Origin of the sequence: Pseudomonas sp. Irchel s3b2 (assembly GCF_900187445.1) — a bacterium.
Taxonomy (GTDB): Bacteria; Pseudomonadota; Gammaproteobacteria; order Pseudomonadales; family Pseudomonadaceae; genus Aquipseudomonas.
In genome coordinates this window covers 301,695-319,809 of record NZ_FYEB01000006.1, presented here as the reverse complement: position 1 = coordinate 319,809, position 18,115 = coordinate 301,695, and the positions used below count along the sequence as shown (strand labels likewise).

At 59.4% G+C, this 18,115-nt stretch carries 7 protein-coding genes; 4 read left to right on the top strand and 3 right to left on the bottom strand.

The features are described 5' to 3' along the window. Window positions 1-550 precede the first annotated feature (550 nt). The 4 genes from CKW20_RS16535 (at window position 551) to CKW20_RS16520 (ending at window position 6,493) form a co-directional block, all read left to right on the top strand. Window positions 551-2,338, top strand: a complete 1,788-nt coding sequence (locus CKW20_RS16535) for a type I secretion system permease/ATPase (RefSeq protein WP_095053887.1) — start codon at window positions 551-553, stop codon at window positions 2,336-2,338. Next, on the top strand, window positions 2,319-3,632 hold the full coding sequence (locus tag CKW20_RS16530) for an HlyD family type I secretion periplasmic adaptor subunit (protein WP_095053886.1): 1,314 nt from the start codon (window positions 2,319-2,321) through the stop codon (window positions 3,630-3,632). The genes CKW20_RS16535 and CKW20_RS16530 overlap by 20 nt, the downstream gene beginning before the upstream one ends. Before the next feature lie 2 nt (window positions 3,633-3,634). Beyond that, complete coding sequence (locus CKW20_RS16525) at window positions 3,635-5,014, top strand: TolC family protein (protein ID WP_095053885.1); 1,380 nt, start codon at window positions 3,635-3,637, stop codon at window positions 5,012-5,014. Between the two features lie 723 nt (window positions 5,015-5,737). Continuing rightward, window positions 5,738-6,493, top strand: coding sequence for a response regulator transcription factor (locus CKW20_RS16520; protein ID WP_095053884.1), 756 nt, complete (start codon window positions 5,738-5,740; stop codon window positions 6,491-6,493). Window positions 6,494-6,641: 148 nt separating this feature from the next. Here CKW20_RS16520 and CKW20_RS16515 read toward each other — a convergent pair whose 3' ends face one another. The 3 genes from CKW20_RS16515 to CKW20_RS16505 all read right to left on the bottom strand — a co-directional run. Further along, window positions 6,642-12,593, bottom strand: coding sequence for a DUF5801 repeats-in-toxin domain-containing protein (locus CKW20_RS16515; protein ID WP_141228954.1), 5,952 nt, complete (start codon window positions 12,591-12,593; stop codon window positions 6,642-6,644). Window positions 12,594-12,842: 249 nt separating this feature from the next. Beyond that, window positions 12,843-15,569 (bottom strand): DUF5801 repeats-in-toxin domain-containing protein, encoded by a 2,727-nt coding sequence (locus CKW20_RS16510; RefSeq protein ID WP_095053883.1) that lies wholly within the window; start codon window positions 15,567-15,569, stop codon window positions 12,843-12,845. 228 nt (window positions 15,570-15,797) lie between these two features. After that, window positions 15,798-18,115: DUF5801 repeats-in-toxin domain-containing protein (locus tag CKW20_RS16505; protein ID WP_218228009.1), on the bottom strand; the 2,318-nt coding region annotated here is incomplete at its 5' end.

Genomic DNA, 18,115 nt, shown 5'->3' with positions numbered 1-18,115 from the left:
CCCTCGAGAGGCCGAGTGGAGGTTCTGCGCAGTGGGCAACCCGGCATGGATGCCGGGTTAGCCGCGCACGGCCATGGATGGCCGATCGCGGCGGGCCCACGGAGCAGGACCGGAGCGAGGGCATGCCGAGCCTAAGCGAGGCACCGAACGAAAGGGGCAAGAGCCCTTGGTTACTTGGGGCTTTTCCAAGTGACCCGCCGTAAGGGCGGAACCCTAAGTGGCCGTTACCGCAGAACCGGATATGTACACCATCAAACTCGGGAAGATGTGTAGATACCCATGCTGTCGGTGCCGACCATCGGATTTGCCATAAGTGAAGGAGGGCGCACGACGAAGTGCTATTTGGCCAGTAACCTGCACCACAAACCTCTCATCAGCCCCGCGATAAGGGCGACAGCACGTCATAGAGCATCCTGGCGTCGTCGCCGATCGCTTGCGCTCCTCACCGCCGGGCCGTTGCAGCGGGTTGAGGCGATCCGGCCAATGGCTACACACAGTCGTTCGGCATGATCTAAGCTCCAGAAGATGGTTTTCCCGAGCAGGGGTTTCAATGCGAAGCACACCTGAAAACAGTCTGAAAAATGCGTTGAAAGCCTGTAGAGACAGCTTTATTTCTGTTGGCTTTTTCAGCTTTTTCATCAACGCGCTCATGCTCGTTCCTACTTTCTACATGCTTCAGGTGTATGGGCGAGTGATGGCCAGCGGAAGTCTGACAACCCTGGCAATGCTGACGTTGATCATGACTGGGCTGATCATCACGCTCGGCTCCCTGGAATGGATTCGTTCGCGGATCATGGTTCGGGTCAGTACCCGACTGGATGTGTTGCTCAGTCGCCAGGTCTATAAAGCCAGTTTCAAACGGGCTCTGGACAGTGGTGGCATGGATGCTTCGGCCCAGTCGCTCAACGACTTGACGGGCTTGAGACAGTTTCTCTCCGGCAACGGTTTGTTCGCCTTTTTCGACGCGCCTTGGTTGCCGATCTATATCGCCGTGATGTTCATGTTTCATCCCTGGTTTGGCTGGGTAGCGACGGGCAGTGCTCTATTGTTGTTATTGCTCGCATTTATCAATGAGAGGCTGACGGGGCCGGCACTGGCCCAGGCTAACAAGGAACATATCGGCGCGACGCTCTACACCACCAAAAATCTGCGCAATGCTGAAGTCATCGAGTCCATGGGCATGCTTGAAACCCTGATGGACCGTTGGGGACTTCGTCAAAGAAACGTCCTGTTGCTGCAGGCTGAGGCAAGCGACAGAGGTGCCATAATCAGCACGCTTTCCAAGACCTTCCGGATCTTGGTGCAATCACTGATCCTTGGCCTGGGGGCATACCTGGCCGTGGACCATCAAGTGGGGGCAGGCGTGGTGTTTGCCGGGGCCGTGCTGCTAGGGCGCGCATTGGCCCCCATCGATCTGATCATCGGCAGTTGGAGGGGCTTTATTGCGGCCCGCTCGCAATACCGCCGTCTCAACGACATCCTCGACAAACAACAGGCTCAGCCCGAGCGTATGTCATTGCCTGCGCCTCAGGGACACGTGCAGGTGGAGAATCTGGTCGTCGCGGCACCTGGCTCGAAAACCCCAATTATCAACAACATAAGTTTCAGCGTCCCTGCCGGCTGTGTTGTCGGCATCATCGGTCCAAGTGCCGCGGGCAAGTCCACCCTGGCCAGGGCACTGATAGGGGTATGGGCGCCGCTGCATGGCGTGGTCCGGCTCGATGGCGCGGACATCAGCGCGTGGGACAAACATGAACTCGGGCCGCATATAGGTTACTTGCCCCAGGACATTGAACTATTCGAAGGCAGCATCAGCGAGAACATTGCCCGCTTCGCCGAGGTCGACTCGGTGAAAGTCATTCAGGCTGCCAGGACCGCTGGCGTTCACGAAATGATTTTGCAGTTGCCCGATGGCTACGACACCGTCATTGGCAGCGAGGGCCTCATGCTGTCGGGAGGCCAGCGCCAGCGCATCGGACTGGCCCGTGCCCTGTATGGCAACCCGCGGCTGATTATTCTCGACGAGCCCAATTCCAATCTTGACGAAGTCGGTGATCGCGCTCTGGTGGCAGCGATCCAGCAGCTCAAGCAGACCGGCGCGACCCTGTTTGTCATTACCCACCGAACCAACATCGTGTCGCAACTTGACCGGCTCATGGTGATGAACGCAGGGGTTATCAGTCTCTACGGGCCACGCGAGCAGGTGCTCGCCGAACTCAATGCGCAGCAACAAAAGCACGCGCAAAAGCACGCCATGCCAGTAGGCGTCAGCATGGCTTCGGTCGATACCAGCAAGGGCAATACCGATGAACCCTACGATGCCCAGTCGTCAAATTGAAAGCTTCGCCGGCCTGCCGACATCTGATCGTAAAGCACGCCGCCTGGGCATTGGTATTGTAGGGGTGACCTTCGGCCTCTTCGGCACCTGGGCGGCGCTCGCGCCCCTCGACGGTGCCGCTTACGCGCCGGGGGTGGTCACCGTGCAGACTTACCGCAAAACGGTCCAGCATCCTGAAGGGGGCATCGTCAAAGCGGTACTGGTCCATGACGGTGACATCGTCAAGGGTGGTGATCCGCTGATCATTCTTGATGATGCCCAGTTGCGCTTCGAATACGAGATAACCCGAGGCCAGCTGGTCGCGACCAGAGCCATGGAGGCAAGACTCAGAGCCGAGCGCGACACACAGTCGGCGATCAGTTTTGGGGAGATAGCCGATTCCGAGAGTCTGCGAGGAGTGGAAGCACGCCAGGGCGAGACTCGGGTATTCAACGCCCGGCAGGGCTCGCGGCTGGGTCAGATCTCGGTATTGCGCGAGCGCATTGGTCAGTTGAATCAACAGATAAAGGGACTGGAATCGATGATTGCTGCCAAGGTTCATCTGGAGAAATCCTACAGCGGTGAAATCGTTGAATTGACCGACCTGCTCAAGCAAGGGTTCGTTGACAAACAACGTCTGCTCGATCAGGAACGCAAGCTGGGGATGCTCAGGTCGGAGGTGGCTGATCACCGTTCCGCTATTAACAAGACTCGTCTGCAGATCAACGAAACACAGCTGCAGATTCTGCAAATTGACAAGGATTTCAGTACCGAGGTGGTCAAGGAGCTGGCCGAGGTTCAGACCAGGATGTACGACCTGCAAGAGAAAACCTCGTCCCTGGAAGACCGGCTCAGTCGCATCGTCATCCGCGCACCCGACGCGGGCATGGTGATTGGCATGACGGTGCACACCATTGGGGGGGTCGTGAGTCCGGCGACGCCGCTGCTGGATATTGTTCCATCGGTTTCCGAGCTGGTCATAGAGGCCCAGGTGGCGCCGGTGGATATTGATCGTGTCGCCATCGGCAAGCGTGCCGATATCCGTTTCGGCGCGTTCAATAGCTCGACCACTCCCGTGATCGAAGGCGAGGTCAGCAGCGTATCGGCTGACCGGCTGGTCAACGAAAAGGCCGGGACTGCCTATTACCTGGCGCGGGTCCGGGTAACCGAGGAGGGCGTGCGCACTTTGGGTGAGCGCAAGTTGTTGCCGGGGATGCCGGCGGACGTATTGATCATCACCGGGCAACGCACGTTGTTGCAGTACTTGATGCAGCCGGCTCGCGATGCCATGGCTCAATCGATGATCGAGGAATAACCATGAGCGCATCGACAGTTCTGCTGGGCGGTGCGTTCATGCTTGCAGCGGGTGCCGCCCTGGCGCAAACCACTGCGGCAACGCCGACCGGGGTCAGCGCCTCGACGTTTTCCACCGACCTCATGCAGTTGTATCGTGAATCACGACTGGAAGATCCGCGGGTATTGGCCTCCTATGCGCAAGCCCAGGCGGGCAAGGAACATCAGCGTGAAGCGATGGGTGCGCTGTTCCCGCAGGTATCGCTGAACGCCGGGACGAATCGGATTCATCAGGAGAGCGACCTGGTGGAGCAAAGTTACGATAGCGAAAACTACAGCCTGGTGCTGCGTCAGTACCTCTACAACAAGACCGCATGGGAGAACTACCAAAAATTCAAAAGCCTGGCCAAGCAGTCCGAATCGCAAGCGCTGGATGCCCAGGCCGAGGCCACAGTGGACTTGGCGCAGCGTTACTTCACCGCGTTGGCGGCCGAAGATGAACTGGAGTTGGTGAGGGCGGAGCGTCGAACCACGCAAAAGAGTCTGGACCGAGTCAATGCGCTGTACGAAAAGCAGCTGGCAATGGTTACCGATCAACTCGACCTCAAGGCCCGGGTAGATTTGCTGGCGGCGCAGGAACTGGATGCCCAGAACCAGGCCAGTATCAGTCGCGAGGCACTGGCAGAGATCGTCGGCCGGCCGGTCAAGGAGAAGCTCAACCGAATTCGCGATGATGTGCAACTGCGGGTTTCAGCGCAGAGCCTGGAAACCTGGGTCCGCGACGGTATAGCGCTAAACCCGGCGCTCAAGGCCAACGAGAGCAGTGTCGAAGCAGCGGGCGCAGCGTTGCGCAGCGGCAAGGGCGGGCACTATCCGACCCTGAGCCTTACGCTGAGCGCGCAGCAGACCAACGAGGGCTACAACAATGCCCTGGCGCCGCGCACCGACAGTTATGTCGCCGGTATTGGCGTGCAGGTGCCGCTGTACAGCGGCGGTTCGACCTCGGCGCGGGTCCGTGGGCTCTACCAGGATCAGATTACCGCCGAGCAGGAACTGGAAGCGATCCGGCGCCGGGTGGTCAAGGAGATCACTAGCGCTTACCTGACTGCCAATTCGAGCGGCGAAAAGATCAGTGCGAGCCGAAATGCCCTGGCCTCGGCACAGCTGTCGAGAGTGGCGGCAGAGAAAGCGCTCGATTACGGCATGGTCAATGCCGTCGATGTACTGACCAGCGTACGCAACGAATTCCGCGCTCGTCGTGATCTGCTCAAAACGCAATACGAATTCGTCACCAATGTCCTCACGCTCAATCGCTGGGCGGGAAAGCCGCCTGCCGAGGGTGTCGAAAACGTTAATGGCTGGTTGAGCTCCGGCAGCTCCAGCCAAAACTTCACATCCCCCTGATCCTGTCGCAATACCGACTGTGTGTCCCCGTCCCCACTGGACGCCAATTTGAGCCACAACCCCTGGCAGTTCAGGCGGTGGTTGCTGTGGCTTTATCGCAAAAAACTTGAGCACCGCAGTCATGCTGTTACTCGGCGCACCCGAAGGAAAAACCAGCGGCGAGACCCAGACTGGGAGCATTCCAATGGCTCGGAAGAGGCAAATTACGCCGATAAATTGACGTCAGTATTACGGTTTCGCTTTGGTGTACGCCATTCGTCGGTTAATTGACGATTTTGGTCGTGATCGGACCTTGGCTGCAGGTCACCTCCGACGAGCCTAAGACCTTGATTTTATAAGGCAGGGAGGGCCTTGGGAACATCGGCCGGGCTACTCGCATGAGGCTTGAGTCGACGACTGGCGGATGGGCGTGCTGGCAGTGTGCTGGGCTGGCCTAGACTCAGTTCAGTGGTTCGAGGGAGCACATCAATCATGCTCAAGCTATTGATGATTATTCCTATTTATGTTGCCTCGATGGCTTTGCCCGGGTCTTGGAAACGTCCGCAACGCCTGCCGGTGAAGCCAGTGGAAGTGTCCCCCAAGGATGAATAACCGGGTGGGCACCGTAAGGCCTGTCGGCGCTCGCATCTGTCCTTCGATCACGGTGGTCAGGTGATTGAGCTGCTGATTCATGAAGGCCAAGGGAGGGAGGTCAGAGTTAATCTTCAAGGGAGTCAGGAAAATATGACGACCCACAGAAAACCAATACGCGTGATGCTGATCGATTGTCGTCCCCTCGTTCTCATGGGCCTTCAAGATTTGATCAATGCCAGGAAGCCTCAGATGGAAGTGAGCGGCCAGGCCACCACCTATACCAACGCGCTGGATCTTGCCGATCAGTTGCGTCCCAATGTGATTTTTTTCAGTTTCTTTCCAGATGCGCTGAACCCACTGGAGGTGGTTGCGGGGCTCACCCGCAGCGCCGAAATGAAAGTGCTGGTCCTCAAGGGCCTGTACGAGGCCATCCCCGTTGCCCAAGCAATAGAGGCGGGCGCACGCGGCATCGTGCTGGCGGAAGACCCGACGGAATCGATCATCCAGGCCATCATCACGGTCCACCACCGCGACACTGGAAAGGATAGAGCCTGGGCCGGTGGGCTTTCCGGCTATTCCGCGACCGGGCATATACACTTGAAATGCAATCTGGAGCAGGCGAAACAGGCGCGGCTGACGCTGCGCGAGAGGGAACTTATTCGCGCCATTGTGGGGGATCCGTCCGCCAAATACATGAGCATCGCCGGGCGCCTGGGCATCAGCGAGCACACCGTGCACAACCACCTCAGCAACATCTATCAGAAGCTAAATCTCATCAACCGAATCGATTTGCTGATGTATGCGCTGAAGCACGGGCTCACCAACAACGAAAAGCCACCCGAGTCCACATGGGTGGAACTGGATTTGAGTTCACGTCAAAAAACAAGACGGTCTGACAGCTTTTAGCGTGCCTGGCTCGTCACCGTGTCGCCGTCCTTGTCGGTGGCCTGCCGCAGGGTGCCCAAGTTGATGCGATCGTGCGGATCTCCTATTGGAACTGCAAAAAAATGCGAGGGTGGCTTTCGCCACCCTCGCATCCTTTTGCGCGCGTTTCTCAGACGCCGCCAACAACAATGTCACTACTCAGAAGATCGACCCCGACCAAGGTGATGGTCGTGACTTGTCCGCCCGTCTCGGCAACCGTCACGATGCTGTCTGCACCGCTGATGTCGATCGATTGGACAACCGCGCTCTGGTCGCCGTTGAGCACCAGGGCGTCTCGCAGGTTTGCGTTCGCGTCGAAGCCGGTGACCTGATACAGATTCTCATCGACTGACAAATCGATGTTGAAGGCATCACGCTCACCGCCCGTACCCACCAGCGAGAAGTCGAAGAGGGCGTCCGCCGAGTCGTTGGCGAACAGGTTGGCGTCGAACGTACTCGTCGCCGAGTCCCCATCCTTGTCGGTCAGCGTCGCGTTGAACGTCAGCTGGACATCGCTGGCCAGGCTTTCGCTCTCCTGAATGAACTGGATCGTCGGGATCTTGATCTCGCCTCGGGCCATCGTGAGCTGAACAGCATCGATCAGATTCGTGCCATCGCTCTCAACGAGGAAGGATACCTGTCCGCCTGCCTCCGGAGTCAGGGTGTTCACTTCGATGAGGTTCGAGAACGTGCCATCCTCGTAGTAGGCCCTGTAGTACAGGTCCTCGGTCGCCGTGTTGTAACCCCCCACGGAGTTGTCGATGAAGACCCTCATGCCCGTCAGCAGGCTCTCCGGATTGATGACGAAACTTTCATCGTCAACGCCGATTGCCGCCAGGTTGTCGCCCTGGAACAGGTTATTGGCGACACCGATGCCGGCCGTGCTGACGTTCATGGCCGACGGGTCGATGTACGAGGGCAGCGGGTTGGTCTGTAGCGTGGCTTCGGTGGGGTCGGGTTCTCCGAGCCCGATACCGGTCAGGATGTCCGAAGTGGACGCAAGGGCCTTCGCGGAAAAGAACACAACCTCCTCAGATGGCGAAGGAATAGTCGGCGGATCCTGCTCTGGAATTAACAAGGTGCGCACTGGATCCGGACCGCCGGCACCGAGCGCGCCGTCGGCAGTGCTGAGCACGATCTCCGAACGGAAGCCTTGCACCAGATCCAGTGCATAGGTGCCATTGGCAAAGGCGGTCAGCGTGTAGTCGACGCTGGTATCCGCCGTTGCGGCGTTGTTGTCGAAATCGCCGGTCAACGTCCCTGCGAATTGATACGCGCCATTGCCGTCCGGTGAGGGCGACTGCTCGGTGAGCGTGGCGGTCCCGGTCGTGGTCGTGTTGTCTGGCCTGACGAGGGTGAACTGGCTATTCACCGAGATATCCAGACCGGCCGCACCCAGCCCGTCCGCTCCGGCCGAATTGTCCCAGAACCCGTATTGCGGCAGGACGCTACCGGTGCCGATCAGGTTGCCGAATGCAAGTGATGGGCCGTCATCCTTGAATATCAGGTTCTGTCCGATGTTGAGGGTCGCCTGGGCGCTGTCGCCGTCCTTGTCGGTTGCGGTCCCTATCAGCGTCACCAGGTTGTCCGCCGACAGCGTCGTCGAATCATCTGGATTGGTGGCGTCAGGATGCACCACTGCCCGCAGCTGATCGAGCGTGACGTCACCATTGGCGGCGACGCTGGCCGTGAACACCAGCAGGTTGGTCGTGGCCGTGCGGCCTTCCACCACGCCACCGTTGAGCGACAGGTTGACCGCCTCGCCCGTGGCCGTGTCGGTCAGCCCGGAGGCTCCCGCCACCACGCCCAGCGCGTAGGTCAGCGTACCCGCGCCATCAGCGCCAAATGCGGAGCTGAAGTTGGCGGCAAAGTTCTGGGTGGCGTCGGTCGTCAGCACCGTTTCGTCTACCGTCAGCACAGGCTCCGTGCCGGTGGTGCTGATGCTTGGCCCGTCGTCCTTGAACACCAGGTTTTGCCCAATGTTGAGCGTTGCCTGGACGCTGTCGCCGTCGCCGTCGGTGGTGGTCGCCGTCAGTGTCACCAGATTATCCGCCGACAGCGTCGTCGAATCATCTGGATTGGTGGCATCGGGATGCACCACTGCGCGCTGTTGATCGAGGGTGACGTCACCATTGGCGGCGACGCTGACCGTGAACACCAGCAGGCCGGTCGTGGCCGTGCGGCCTTCCACCACGCCACCGTTGAGCGACAGGTTGACCGCCTCTCCGGTGGCCGTGTCGGTCAGCCCGGAGGCGCCCGCTACCACGCCCAACGCATAGGTCTGCGTGCCCGGCCCATCAGCGCCAAATGCGGAGCTGAAGTTGGCGGCAAAGTTCTGGGTGGCGTCGGTCGCCAGCACCGTTTCGTCTACCGTCAGCACAGGCTCCGTGCCGGTGGTGCTGATGCTTGGTCCGTCGTCCTTGAACACCAGGTTCGAGCCGATGTTGAGGGTTGCCTGGACGCTATCGCCGTCCCCGTCGGTGGTGGTCGCCGTCAGTGTCACCAGATCGTCCGAGGTCAGACTCGTCGAATCATCTGGATTGGTGGTATCGGGATGCACCACCGCCCGTTGTTGATCGAGGGTGACGTCACCATTGGCGGCGACGCTGACCGTGAACACCAACAGGCCGGTCGTGGCCGTGCGTCCTTCCACCACGCCACCGTTGAGCGACAGGTTGACCGCCTCGCCGGTGGCCGTGTCGGTCAGCCCGGAGGCTCCCGCCACCACGCCCAGCGCGTAGGTCTGCGTGCCTGGCCCATCGGCGCCGAACGCCGAGTTGAAGTTGGCGGCAAAGTTCTGAGTGGCGTCGGTCGCCAGCACCGTTTCATCGACCGTCAGCGTTGGTTCCTCGCCGGTGGTGCTGATGCTGGGTCCGTCGTCCTTGAACACCAGGTTCGAGCCGATGTTGAGGGTTGCCTGGACGCTATCGCCGTCGCCATCGGTGGTGGTTGCCGTCAGCGTAACCAGATCGTCCGAGGTCAGACTCGTCGAATCATCCGGGTTGGTGGTATCGGGATGCACTACCGCCCGCTGTTGATCGAGGGTGACGTCACCATTGGCGGCGACGCTGACCGTGAACACCAGCAGGTTGGTCGTGGCCGTGCGGCCTTCCACCACGCCACCGTTGAGTGACAGGTTGACCGCCTCGCCGGTGGCCGTATCGGTCAACCCGGAGGCTCCTGCCACCACACCCAGCGCATAGGTCAGCGTACCCGGCCCATCAGCGCCAAACGCGGAGCTGAAGTTGGCGGCAAAGTTCTGCGTGGCGTCGGTCGCCAGCACCGTTTCATCGACCGTCAGCGTTGGTTCCTCGCCCGTGGTGCTGATGCTGGGTCCGTCGTCCTTGAACACCAGGTTCGAGCCGATGTTGAGCGTTGCCTGGACGCTATCGCCATCGCCATCGGTGGTGGTTGCCGTCAGCGTGACCAGATCGTCCGAGGTCAGACTCGTCGAATCATCCGGATTGGTGGTATCGGGATGCACCACCGCCCGCTGTTGATCGAGGGTGACGTCACCATTGGCGGCGACGCTGACCGTGAACACCAGCAGATTGGTCGTGGCCGTGCGGCCTTCGACCACGCCACCGTTGAGCGACAGGTTCACTGCCTCACCGGTGGCCGTGTCGGTCAGCCCGGAGGCACCCGCTACCACGCCCAGCGCATAGGTCAGCGTACCCGGCCCATCAGCGCCAAACGCCGAGGTGAAGTTGGCGGCAAAGTTCTGCGTGGCGTCGGTCGTCAGCACCGTTTCGTCTACCGTCAGCGTTGGTTCCTCACCGGTGGTGGTGATGCTGGGTCCGTCGTCCTTGAACACCAGGTTCGAGCCGATGTTGAGGGTTGCCTGGACGCTATCGCCGTCCTTGTCGGTTGCGGTCGCTATCAGCGTCACCAGATTGTCCGCCGACAGCGTCGTCGAATCGTCTGGATTGGTAGCGTCGGGATGCACCACCGCCCGCTGTTGATCGAGGGTGACGTCACCATTGGCGGCCACGCTAACCGTGAACACCAGTAGGCCGGTCGTGGCCGTGCGGCCTTCGACCACGGTGCCGTTGAGCGACAGGTTGACCGCCTCACCGGTGGCCGTATCGGTCAGCCCGGAAGCTCCGGCCACCACGCCCAGCGCATAGGTCAATGTGCCGGCACCATCGGCGCCAAACGCCGAGGTGAAGTTGGCGGCAAAGTTCTGGGTGGCGTCGGTCGCCAGCACCGTTTCGTCCACTGTCAGCACAGGCTCCGTGCCGGTGGCGGTGATGCTCGGTCCGTCGTCCTTGAACACCAGGTTCGAGCCGATGTTGAGGGTTGCCTGGACGCTATCGCCGTCCCCGTCGGTGGTGGTTGCCGTCAGCGTGACCAGATCGTCCGAGGTCAGACTCGTCGAATCATCCGGGTTGGTGGTATCGGGATGCACCACCGCCCGTTGTTGATCGAGGGTGACGTCACCATTGGCGGCGACGCTGACCGTGAACACCAGCAGATTGGTCGTGGCCGTGCGGCCTTCCACCACGCCACCGTTGAGCGACAGGTTGACCGCTTCACCGGTGGCGGTGTCGGTCAGCCCGGAGGCACCCGCCACCACGCCCAGCGCATAGGTCAGCGTACCCGGCCCATCAGCGCCAAACGCCGAGGTGAAGTTGGCGGCAAAGTTCTGCGTGGCGTCGGTCGTCAGCACCGTTTCGTCTACCGTCAGCGTTGGCTCCTCGCCAGTGGCGGTGATGCTCGGGCCGTCATCCTCGAAGAGGAGTTTGGAGCCGATTTCGGCGATCGTAGTAGAGGCTTCGCGCAGCGTGAAGCCGCCGATATCAAAATCGGCGTGGTCGTTGCCCCTGGCGTCGAGGGCCGCGCCGTTCTCGATGAGTACGCGGTTGTGAACATCCGTTGTGGTGTATTCAATCTGGTAGCCGGCCAAAACGCCGGTGATGGTTGCAACCCCATTAGCGAAGCTGATGCCAATGGCCGGATCATTCACCGATCCGTCTGAATTCTCGATCACCAGCCCGGTGCTGATGTTGATGACGCTGATATTGGTGATGGCAACCGGCGTATCGCCCGTATAGCCGTTGACGAAATTCACACCAGGTTCAGCAGCGGTGCTGAATGCGCTGACTTTTACGACAGCACTCTTGCCGCCTTGCAACTGCACGACGTCGAAACTGGCCGACGTTGCATTGTAGACGTCGGTAAAGTCGATGTTGGACTCAACATCGGCTTCGTTCTGGCTAAGGTTGGGAACGGTCACATCCTGCCTGGCGCCCGTGACGAACGAAAAGCGGATGCCTTCCTGTTCCACAATCATCTGGTTGTTGGTGCCGATGGTGGTCGGGCCACCCCCTTGGCTGGTATTGATCGTGTCGCCAGTGTTTATATTGGCGCCGCTTGACTGGTCTGCGGGGTCCTTGCCGGTGGCGATGATGGTGGGGTCCGTGATCCGCACGACACCATCGACTGTTTCAGTTGTGGGGTTCAATTTCGTGAACATCAGGAACAGGTTTTGGCCGGAGGGCGCACCGGCCAGACTGAAACCCAGGTCCTGAGTGGCTCCGATGAACACCTTATCCAGCAGATTGAGCGAATCATCGGGGTTCGTTATATCTGGATGCTTGAGCGGTTGGTACTCCACGGTCCAGATCTTGCCGCCGGTGACCGGCGATCCGGTCTCTTCAATGTAGGCAGCGAACACGATCGCGCCATCTGCGCCCCCGGCTCGGCCTAGAAGGATGTTGTTGTCCGTATCGGTATAGAGAAGGATGCTGGTGCCATCGAGGGTGTCCAGTCCGCTGTCCACGCCATTGAGCGGTGCGCCAGCGCTGTCGACGAAGCGGATATCGGTAATGCTTCCTCCGCCGGTGAAAGTGAATGCATTGCTGCCTGTGTCGCCCGCGGCACCGGTATAGCCACTCAAGGCCGCACCCGTTGTGGTACCTGCTCCCAGTGCGGTCAAACGGGTAGAAAAGGAAGAGGGCAGGGATGCCACCAGAATGTCGTTGTCGTCAGCGTCTCCTGCAGGGGTTGGAGTGGCGGTGGCGTTCTGTAACCCCGCCGTTTCGTCCAGCACTACGTCCTCGCCGGTGATTGCAATAGCCATGATTTTTCTCCTGAGCAATTGCGGTCATTGAGGTGTGACCATTGACCTCTACAACTATGACCAAGCGCCGGAAATTGCGCATCGGCCGAAACTCCCAAGCGGGATGGGAGTTTCGGCCTAGTCGTCCTCGTTGGTGGTCTGCTGCAGGGTGCCCAGGGTGATGCGAGCGTGCGGATCGCCTATTGGAACTGCAAAAAACAATGCGAGAGTGGCTTGCGCCACCCTCGCATTTTTCACGCGCGCGACGCCTCAGACGCTGCCGATAACGATGTCGTTGCTAGTCAGAAGATCAACCCCGACCAAGGTGATGGTCGTGACTTGTCCGCCCGTTTCGGTAACCGTCACGATGCTGTCTGCGCCGCTGGTGTCGATCTGGACATCAGCAGTCTGGTCGCCGTTGAGCACCAGAGTGTCTCGCAGGTTTGCGTCCGTATCGAAGCCGGTAATCTGGTACAGGTTTTCATCGAATGACAAGTCGACGTTGAAGGCATCAAGCTCATCGTCCGTACCCACCAGCGTGTAGTCGAAGGCGCCGGTCAAGTCGTTGGCGAACAGGTTGGCGTCAAACGTACTTGATGCCGAGTCCCCATCCCTGTCCGTCACCGTCGCGTTGAAGGTCAGCTGGATATCGCTGGCCAGGCTCTCGGTCTCCTGAATGAACTGGATCACCGGGATCTTGATCGTGCCCAGGCCCATCGTGAGCTGAACAGCGTCAATGAGCTTGGCGTCCGTTCGCTCGATGAGGAAGGACGTTTGTCCTCCAGCCTCCGGAGTCAGATCCGCGGCAAGCACCTTGGTCGGCGAGCCCGAAGTCGTGCCGTCAGCGTAGAAGATCGTGTAGTACAGTTCTTCAGTTGCCGGGTTGTACCCCTGCACCGAGTTGTCGATGAAAATTTTCATGCCCGTCAACAAGGTCTCGGGGTTGATGACGAAACTCTCGTCACCACTATTGATGCCTGCCGTCCCGTTTCCATCCAGGTTGTTGTTGCCAATGCCAATGCCGGAGGTGCTGACGTTCATGTTCGCAGCGCCAATGAAGGCAAACCCGCCACCTTCTACCTGCGTTTCGGTGAGGTCGGGCGCTCCCAGGCCGATGGCGGACAATACATCGCCTGCGGTGGTGTCTGCGTTAACACCAAAAAAGACAACCTCTTCGGATGCCGAAGGAATAGTCGGGTCATCCGTTTTCGGAATTAACAGTGTGCGCACGGGGTCCGGGCCGCCGGCACGGAGCGCGCCGTCGGCACTGCTGAGCACGACCGTCGAACTAAAGCCTTGCACCAGATCCAGTGCATAGCTGCCATCGTCAAAGGCGGTCAGCGTGTAGTCGATGGTGGTATCCGCTGTAGCGGCGTTGTTGTCGAAATCGCCGGTCAACGTCCCTTCGAATTGATACGCGCCATTGCCGTCCGGTGAGAGCGCCAGCTCGGTGAGGGTGGCGGTGCCGGTGGTGGTCGTGTTGTCTGGCCTGACGAGGGTGAACTGACTATTCACCGAGATATCCAGACCGGCCGTATTCAGCCCGTCAGCGCCGGCAGAATGACTCCAGAACCCGGTTTGCGGCAGGACGCTACCGGTCCCGATCAGGTTGCCAAAGGCGAGTGTCGGGCCGTCATCTTCGAAGATGATCTTGGAGCCGATTTCGGCGGTCGTAACAGCAGTTTGGAGCAGCTTGAAAGCACCGATATCAAAATCGGCGTGGGTATTGCCCTTGGCATCGAGGGCCGCTCCGTTCTCGACGAGCACGCGGTTGTGAACCTCCGTTGTGGTGTATTCAATCCGGTAACCGGCTTTAACGCCGGTGATGGTTGCAACCCCGTCAGCATCAAAGCTGATGTCAATAGCGGGATCATCCTCCGGTCCGTCTGAATTCTCGATCACCTCCCCGGTGCTGATGTTGGTGATGAGCACATTGGTGATCGCAACTGGCGTATCGTTCGTATAGCCGTCAATGAAATTCACGCCAGGTTCAGCAGTGGTGCTGAATGCGCTGATTTTTACGACGGCACTCTTGCCGCTTTGCAACTGCACGACGTCGAAACTGGCCTTGTTCGCATTGACGACGTCGGTAAAATCGATGTTGGCTTCAACATCTGCTTCGGTCTGATCCAGCTCGGGAATGGTCACATCCTGCCTGGCACCGGTGACGAACGAATAACGAATGCCCTCCTGTTCCGTAATCATCTGGCTGTTGGTGCCGAAGGTGGTCGGGCCACCTGCCTGGCTGGTGTTGACCGTGTCGCCAGTGTTTATATTGACGCCAGTTGACTGGTTTGCGGGGTCCTTGCCGGTGGCGATGATGGTGGGATCCGTGATCCGCAAAACACCATTGACGTCGACAACTGTCGGATCCACCGTCGTGAACATCAGGAAGAGGTTCTGCCCGGAGGGCGCACCAGCCAGACTGAATTCCAGGTCCTGACTGGTTCCGACGAATACCTTATCCAGCAGATTGAGCGCATCATCGGGGTTCGTAGCATCTGGATGCTTGAGCGGTTGGTACTCCACGGTCCAGATCTTGCCGCCGGTGACGACCGGCGATCCGGTTTCTTCAATATAGGCAGCGAATACGATTGCGCCGGTTGCGCTCCCGGCTCGGCCTAGAAGGATATTGTTGTTCGTGTCCGTATAGAGAAGGATGCTGGTGCCATCGAGGGTGTCGAGCCCGCTATCCACGCCATTGAGGGGGGCGCCAGCGCTGTCGACGAAGCTGATATCGGTAATGGTTGCTCCGTCGGTGACGGTAAAGGCATCGCTGCCCGTGTCGTCCACGGCTCCGGTATAGCCACTCAAGGCCGCATTCGTGGCGGTACCTGCGCCAAGTGCGGTCAAACGGGTAGAGAAGGGCGAGGGCAGGGACGCCACCAGAATGTCGTTGTCGTCAGCATCTCCCGCAGGGGTTGGCGTGGCGGTGGCGTTCTGCAAGTCGGGCGTTTCGTCCAGCACAACGTCCTCGCCGGTGATTTCAATAGCCATGATTTTCTCCTAAGCATGCGGCCATCGAGGTCTGACCGTTGACCATAGTTCGCAACTATGAGCATGCGCAGGGGGTTGCGCATCGGCCGATACTCCCAAGCGGGGTGGGAGTTTCAGACTACTTGGGAGGGGAAACGGGATGAGGACGCGAAGGGGCGGTGTCGCCTATATTCCAATGAAAACGGCCTGGCTCCTTGTGGGAGTCAGGCCGTTTTCCCTAAGTGGCGTTTAGACGATGTCAGTGCTTATGATGTCGGTCACCCCCACCAACTGGATGATGGCGGTGATACCACTTCCGTCGCCGTCGAATGCCAGATAGCCGTCGCCTCCAACGACGCCGAAGTAGTAGGTCTTCGTACCGTCCAGCGCGATATCCGCAGCGGCTGTGAACGCCGCCAGGTTGGTGACTGGTGCCAGCACTTCGGTGTAGTTCCCGTCCGAGCCCGCCAGCGTGAAGTTGAACGTGTCACTGCCGGTGGCAAAGCCGCCATCGATGACAGTCAAGGCCATGGAGAACAGCCCGTCGACGTCGGTGTCGGCGATCACGAATGAGTCCGCACCCGCTGAGGCGGTCACTCGGTTATCGCCAACAATTATCACGTCCAGGGTTTGCGTGGTCGTCGCGTCACCGTCGGCATCCGTCAGCGCTACATCGAAGGTCAGGTGGGCGTCCGGTGTCGCCGAGGCCACGAAACCGATGTTGACGATCTTGATGGGTTCGTTATTCCCCTCAGTCGTGGCGCCACCGAAATTTGTCAGGCTAGTAATGAGCGTTGCACCCTCAACCGTCCCGGTCGCGGGATTGTCGATGACCCCATTGAGCTGGTAACCGGTTCCGCTTACGTTTTGAGTCGATGTCACCACTTGCGCGCCCTGGATCGAGTAGTGTTCTCCGCTGAAGTTGTAGTCATTGCTCTCGAAGACCACGATGCCGTTTTGTGCCTGAGCCACGAATCCGTATGAGGGCACACTGGTATTGATAACATCGTCATTACCGGCTGAGTTTCCAACAATGAAGGTCCGATTGATTTCTGCCCCGGAAATGTCATCAACCAGCTTCAATACCACCAGCATGTCTTTGCCGGCGCCAATGCCAGCCTGTGTGAACTCGAGAAAGATCGCCTTGCTTGTGGCCCTTTCCACGGCAGAATCGGTGTGCCCTTTAGGATTGTCGACGAAAAAGTCCAGATCAATCACCTCGTCCGATTGGAGCGTGTCGCTGGCCGCGCCAATCGAATTCGATGAAACCGTGACATACCGTCGATCATTCGAGAACAAGCCTGTGTCGGTGTCGTAAGCGAAGGTTTGGGCCGTCCCGTTATTCACGCCGAATCCTTCGAACTGCACAAAGAAGTTGCTGGCAAGCGTCATCACCGAGACCGGCGGATTCGATCCAACGGTATTGTCTGAGTTGAACGCATAGCCCTGAAGGGGGTTACCAGGCGTCGAGGTGTTCAGGATGCTGAAGCTCTCAATCTCCTGATCCAGTTTCAAGGTATAGGTGTCAGCCACCTTGTCAAAGACCAGTGTGCCGGTAGCGTTGCTGGTCGATCCCTGCGTCGGATTGGACACGTAGGTGAAGCCCACGCTGAACACCGCCTGGCTATCCGTCTCCGAGACCCAAGTCACCAATTTGTTGGTGATGGCGTTCGCCCCCACCGTGACGCCCGTGAGAGACACGGACAGGAAGTCGGAGTTCAACGCACTGTAAGGTGCTACATGCTTGTCCGCGCCAATCGAGTAAGCGAAGACGCCCGTTCCACCGACATCTGTCACAAGCGACCCGTTTCTGCTGTTCGCGTAGACCAGACTCGACTTGGCCGTCACGACCGGGGTGTCGTCATCGACGTTGATCGTCAGTGTGCCATCGGCCGTATCGCCATCACCATCGGTCACCCGGTAGTTGATGGTGAACGCCTGGTTGTTCTCGGTCAGGCCCTCTGCATGGAGGATCGGGTTGTTTAGCGCCACCGTATAGTCGCCCGTTGCCGCATCCATGGTCAGCGTCAGCACCGTGGTCGTGCCCTGCTTGACCAACAGACTGGTGGCATCGGCCACATAGGTGAAGTCTGTGGGCGCTCCGCTGGTTAGATAGGCCACCGTACCGGCGCCATCCGCGCCAAAGACGTGGCCCAGAGTGCCGCTGACGTTAGCCGAGTCGTCATCGTCGCCCGTGCCGCCCGGGTTGCCGCCTGTTTTCGCGTCGTCGTCCAGCAGTACCGTTGCATTGGCAGATACTGATGGGCCATCGTCGGCAAAGCGAACGTTGCCGCCCAGGTCCACGTCCTCGCTGTCGGTGGCGGTGTCGCCATCGCCGTCAGTGCTGAGCGCGGTGCCGGTGAGCTTGACCAGGTTGTTGGCCAATACCGCGAACTGGTCGTCAAAGGGTGCGGTGGTCGGGGTCTCCAAGGCGTGGTCAATCTCGGCGAACTGGGTCAGCGTGACGATGCCGGCATTGGCTCCGCTGGGCACCACCCCGATCGAGAAGATGGTATTGCCCGTGGTGATGGCGCCTGCGCTGAGGGCGGTCGAACCCACGATCAGGC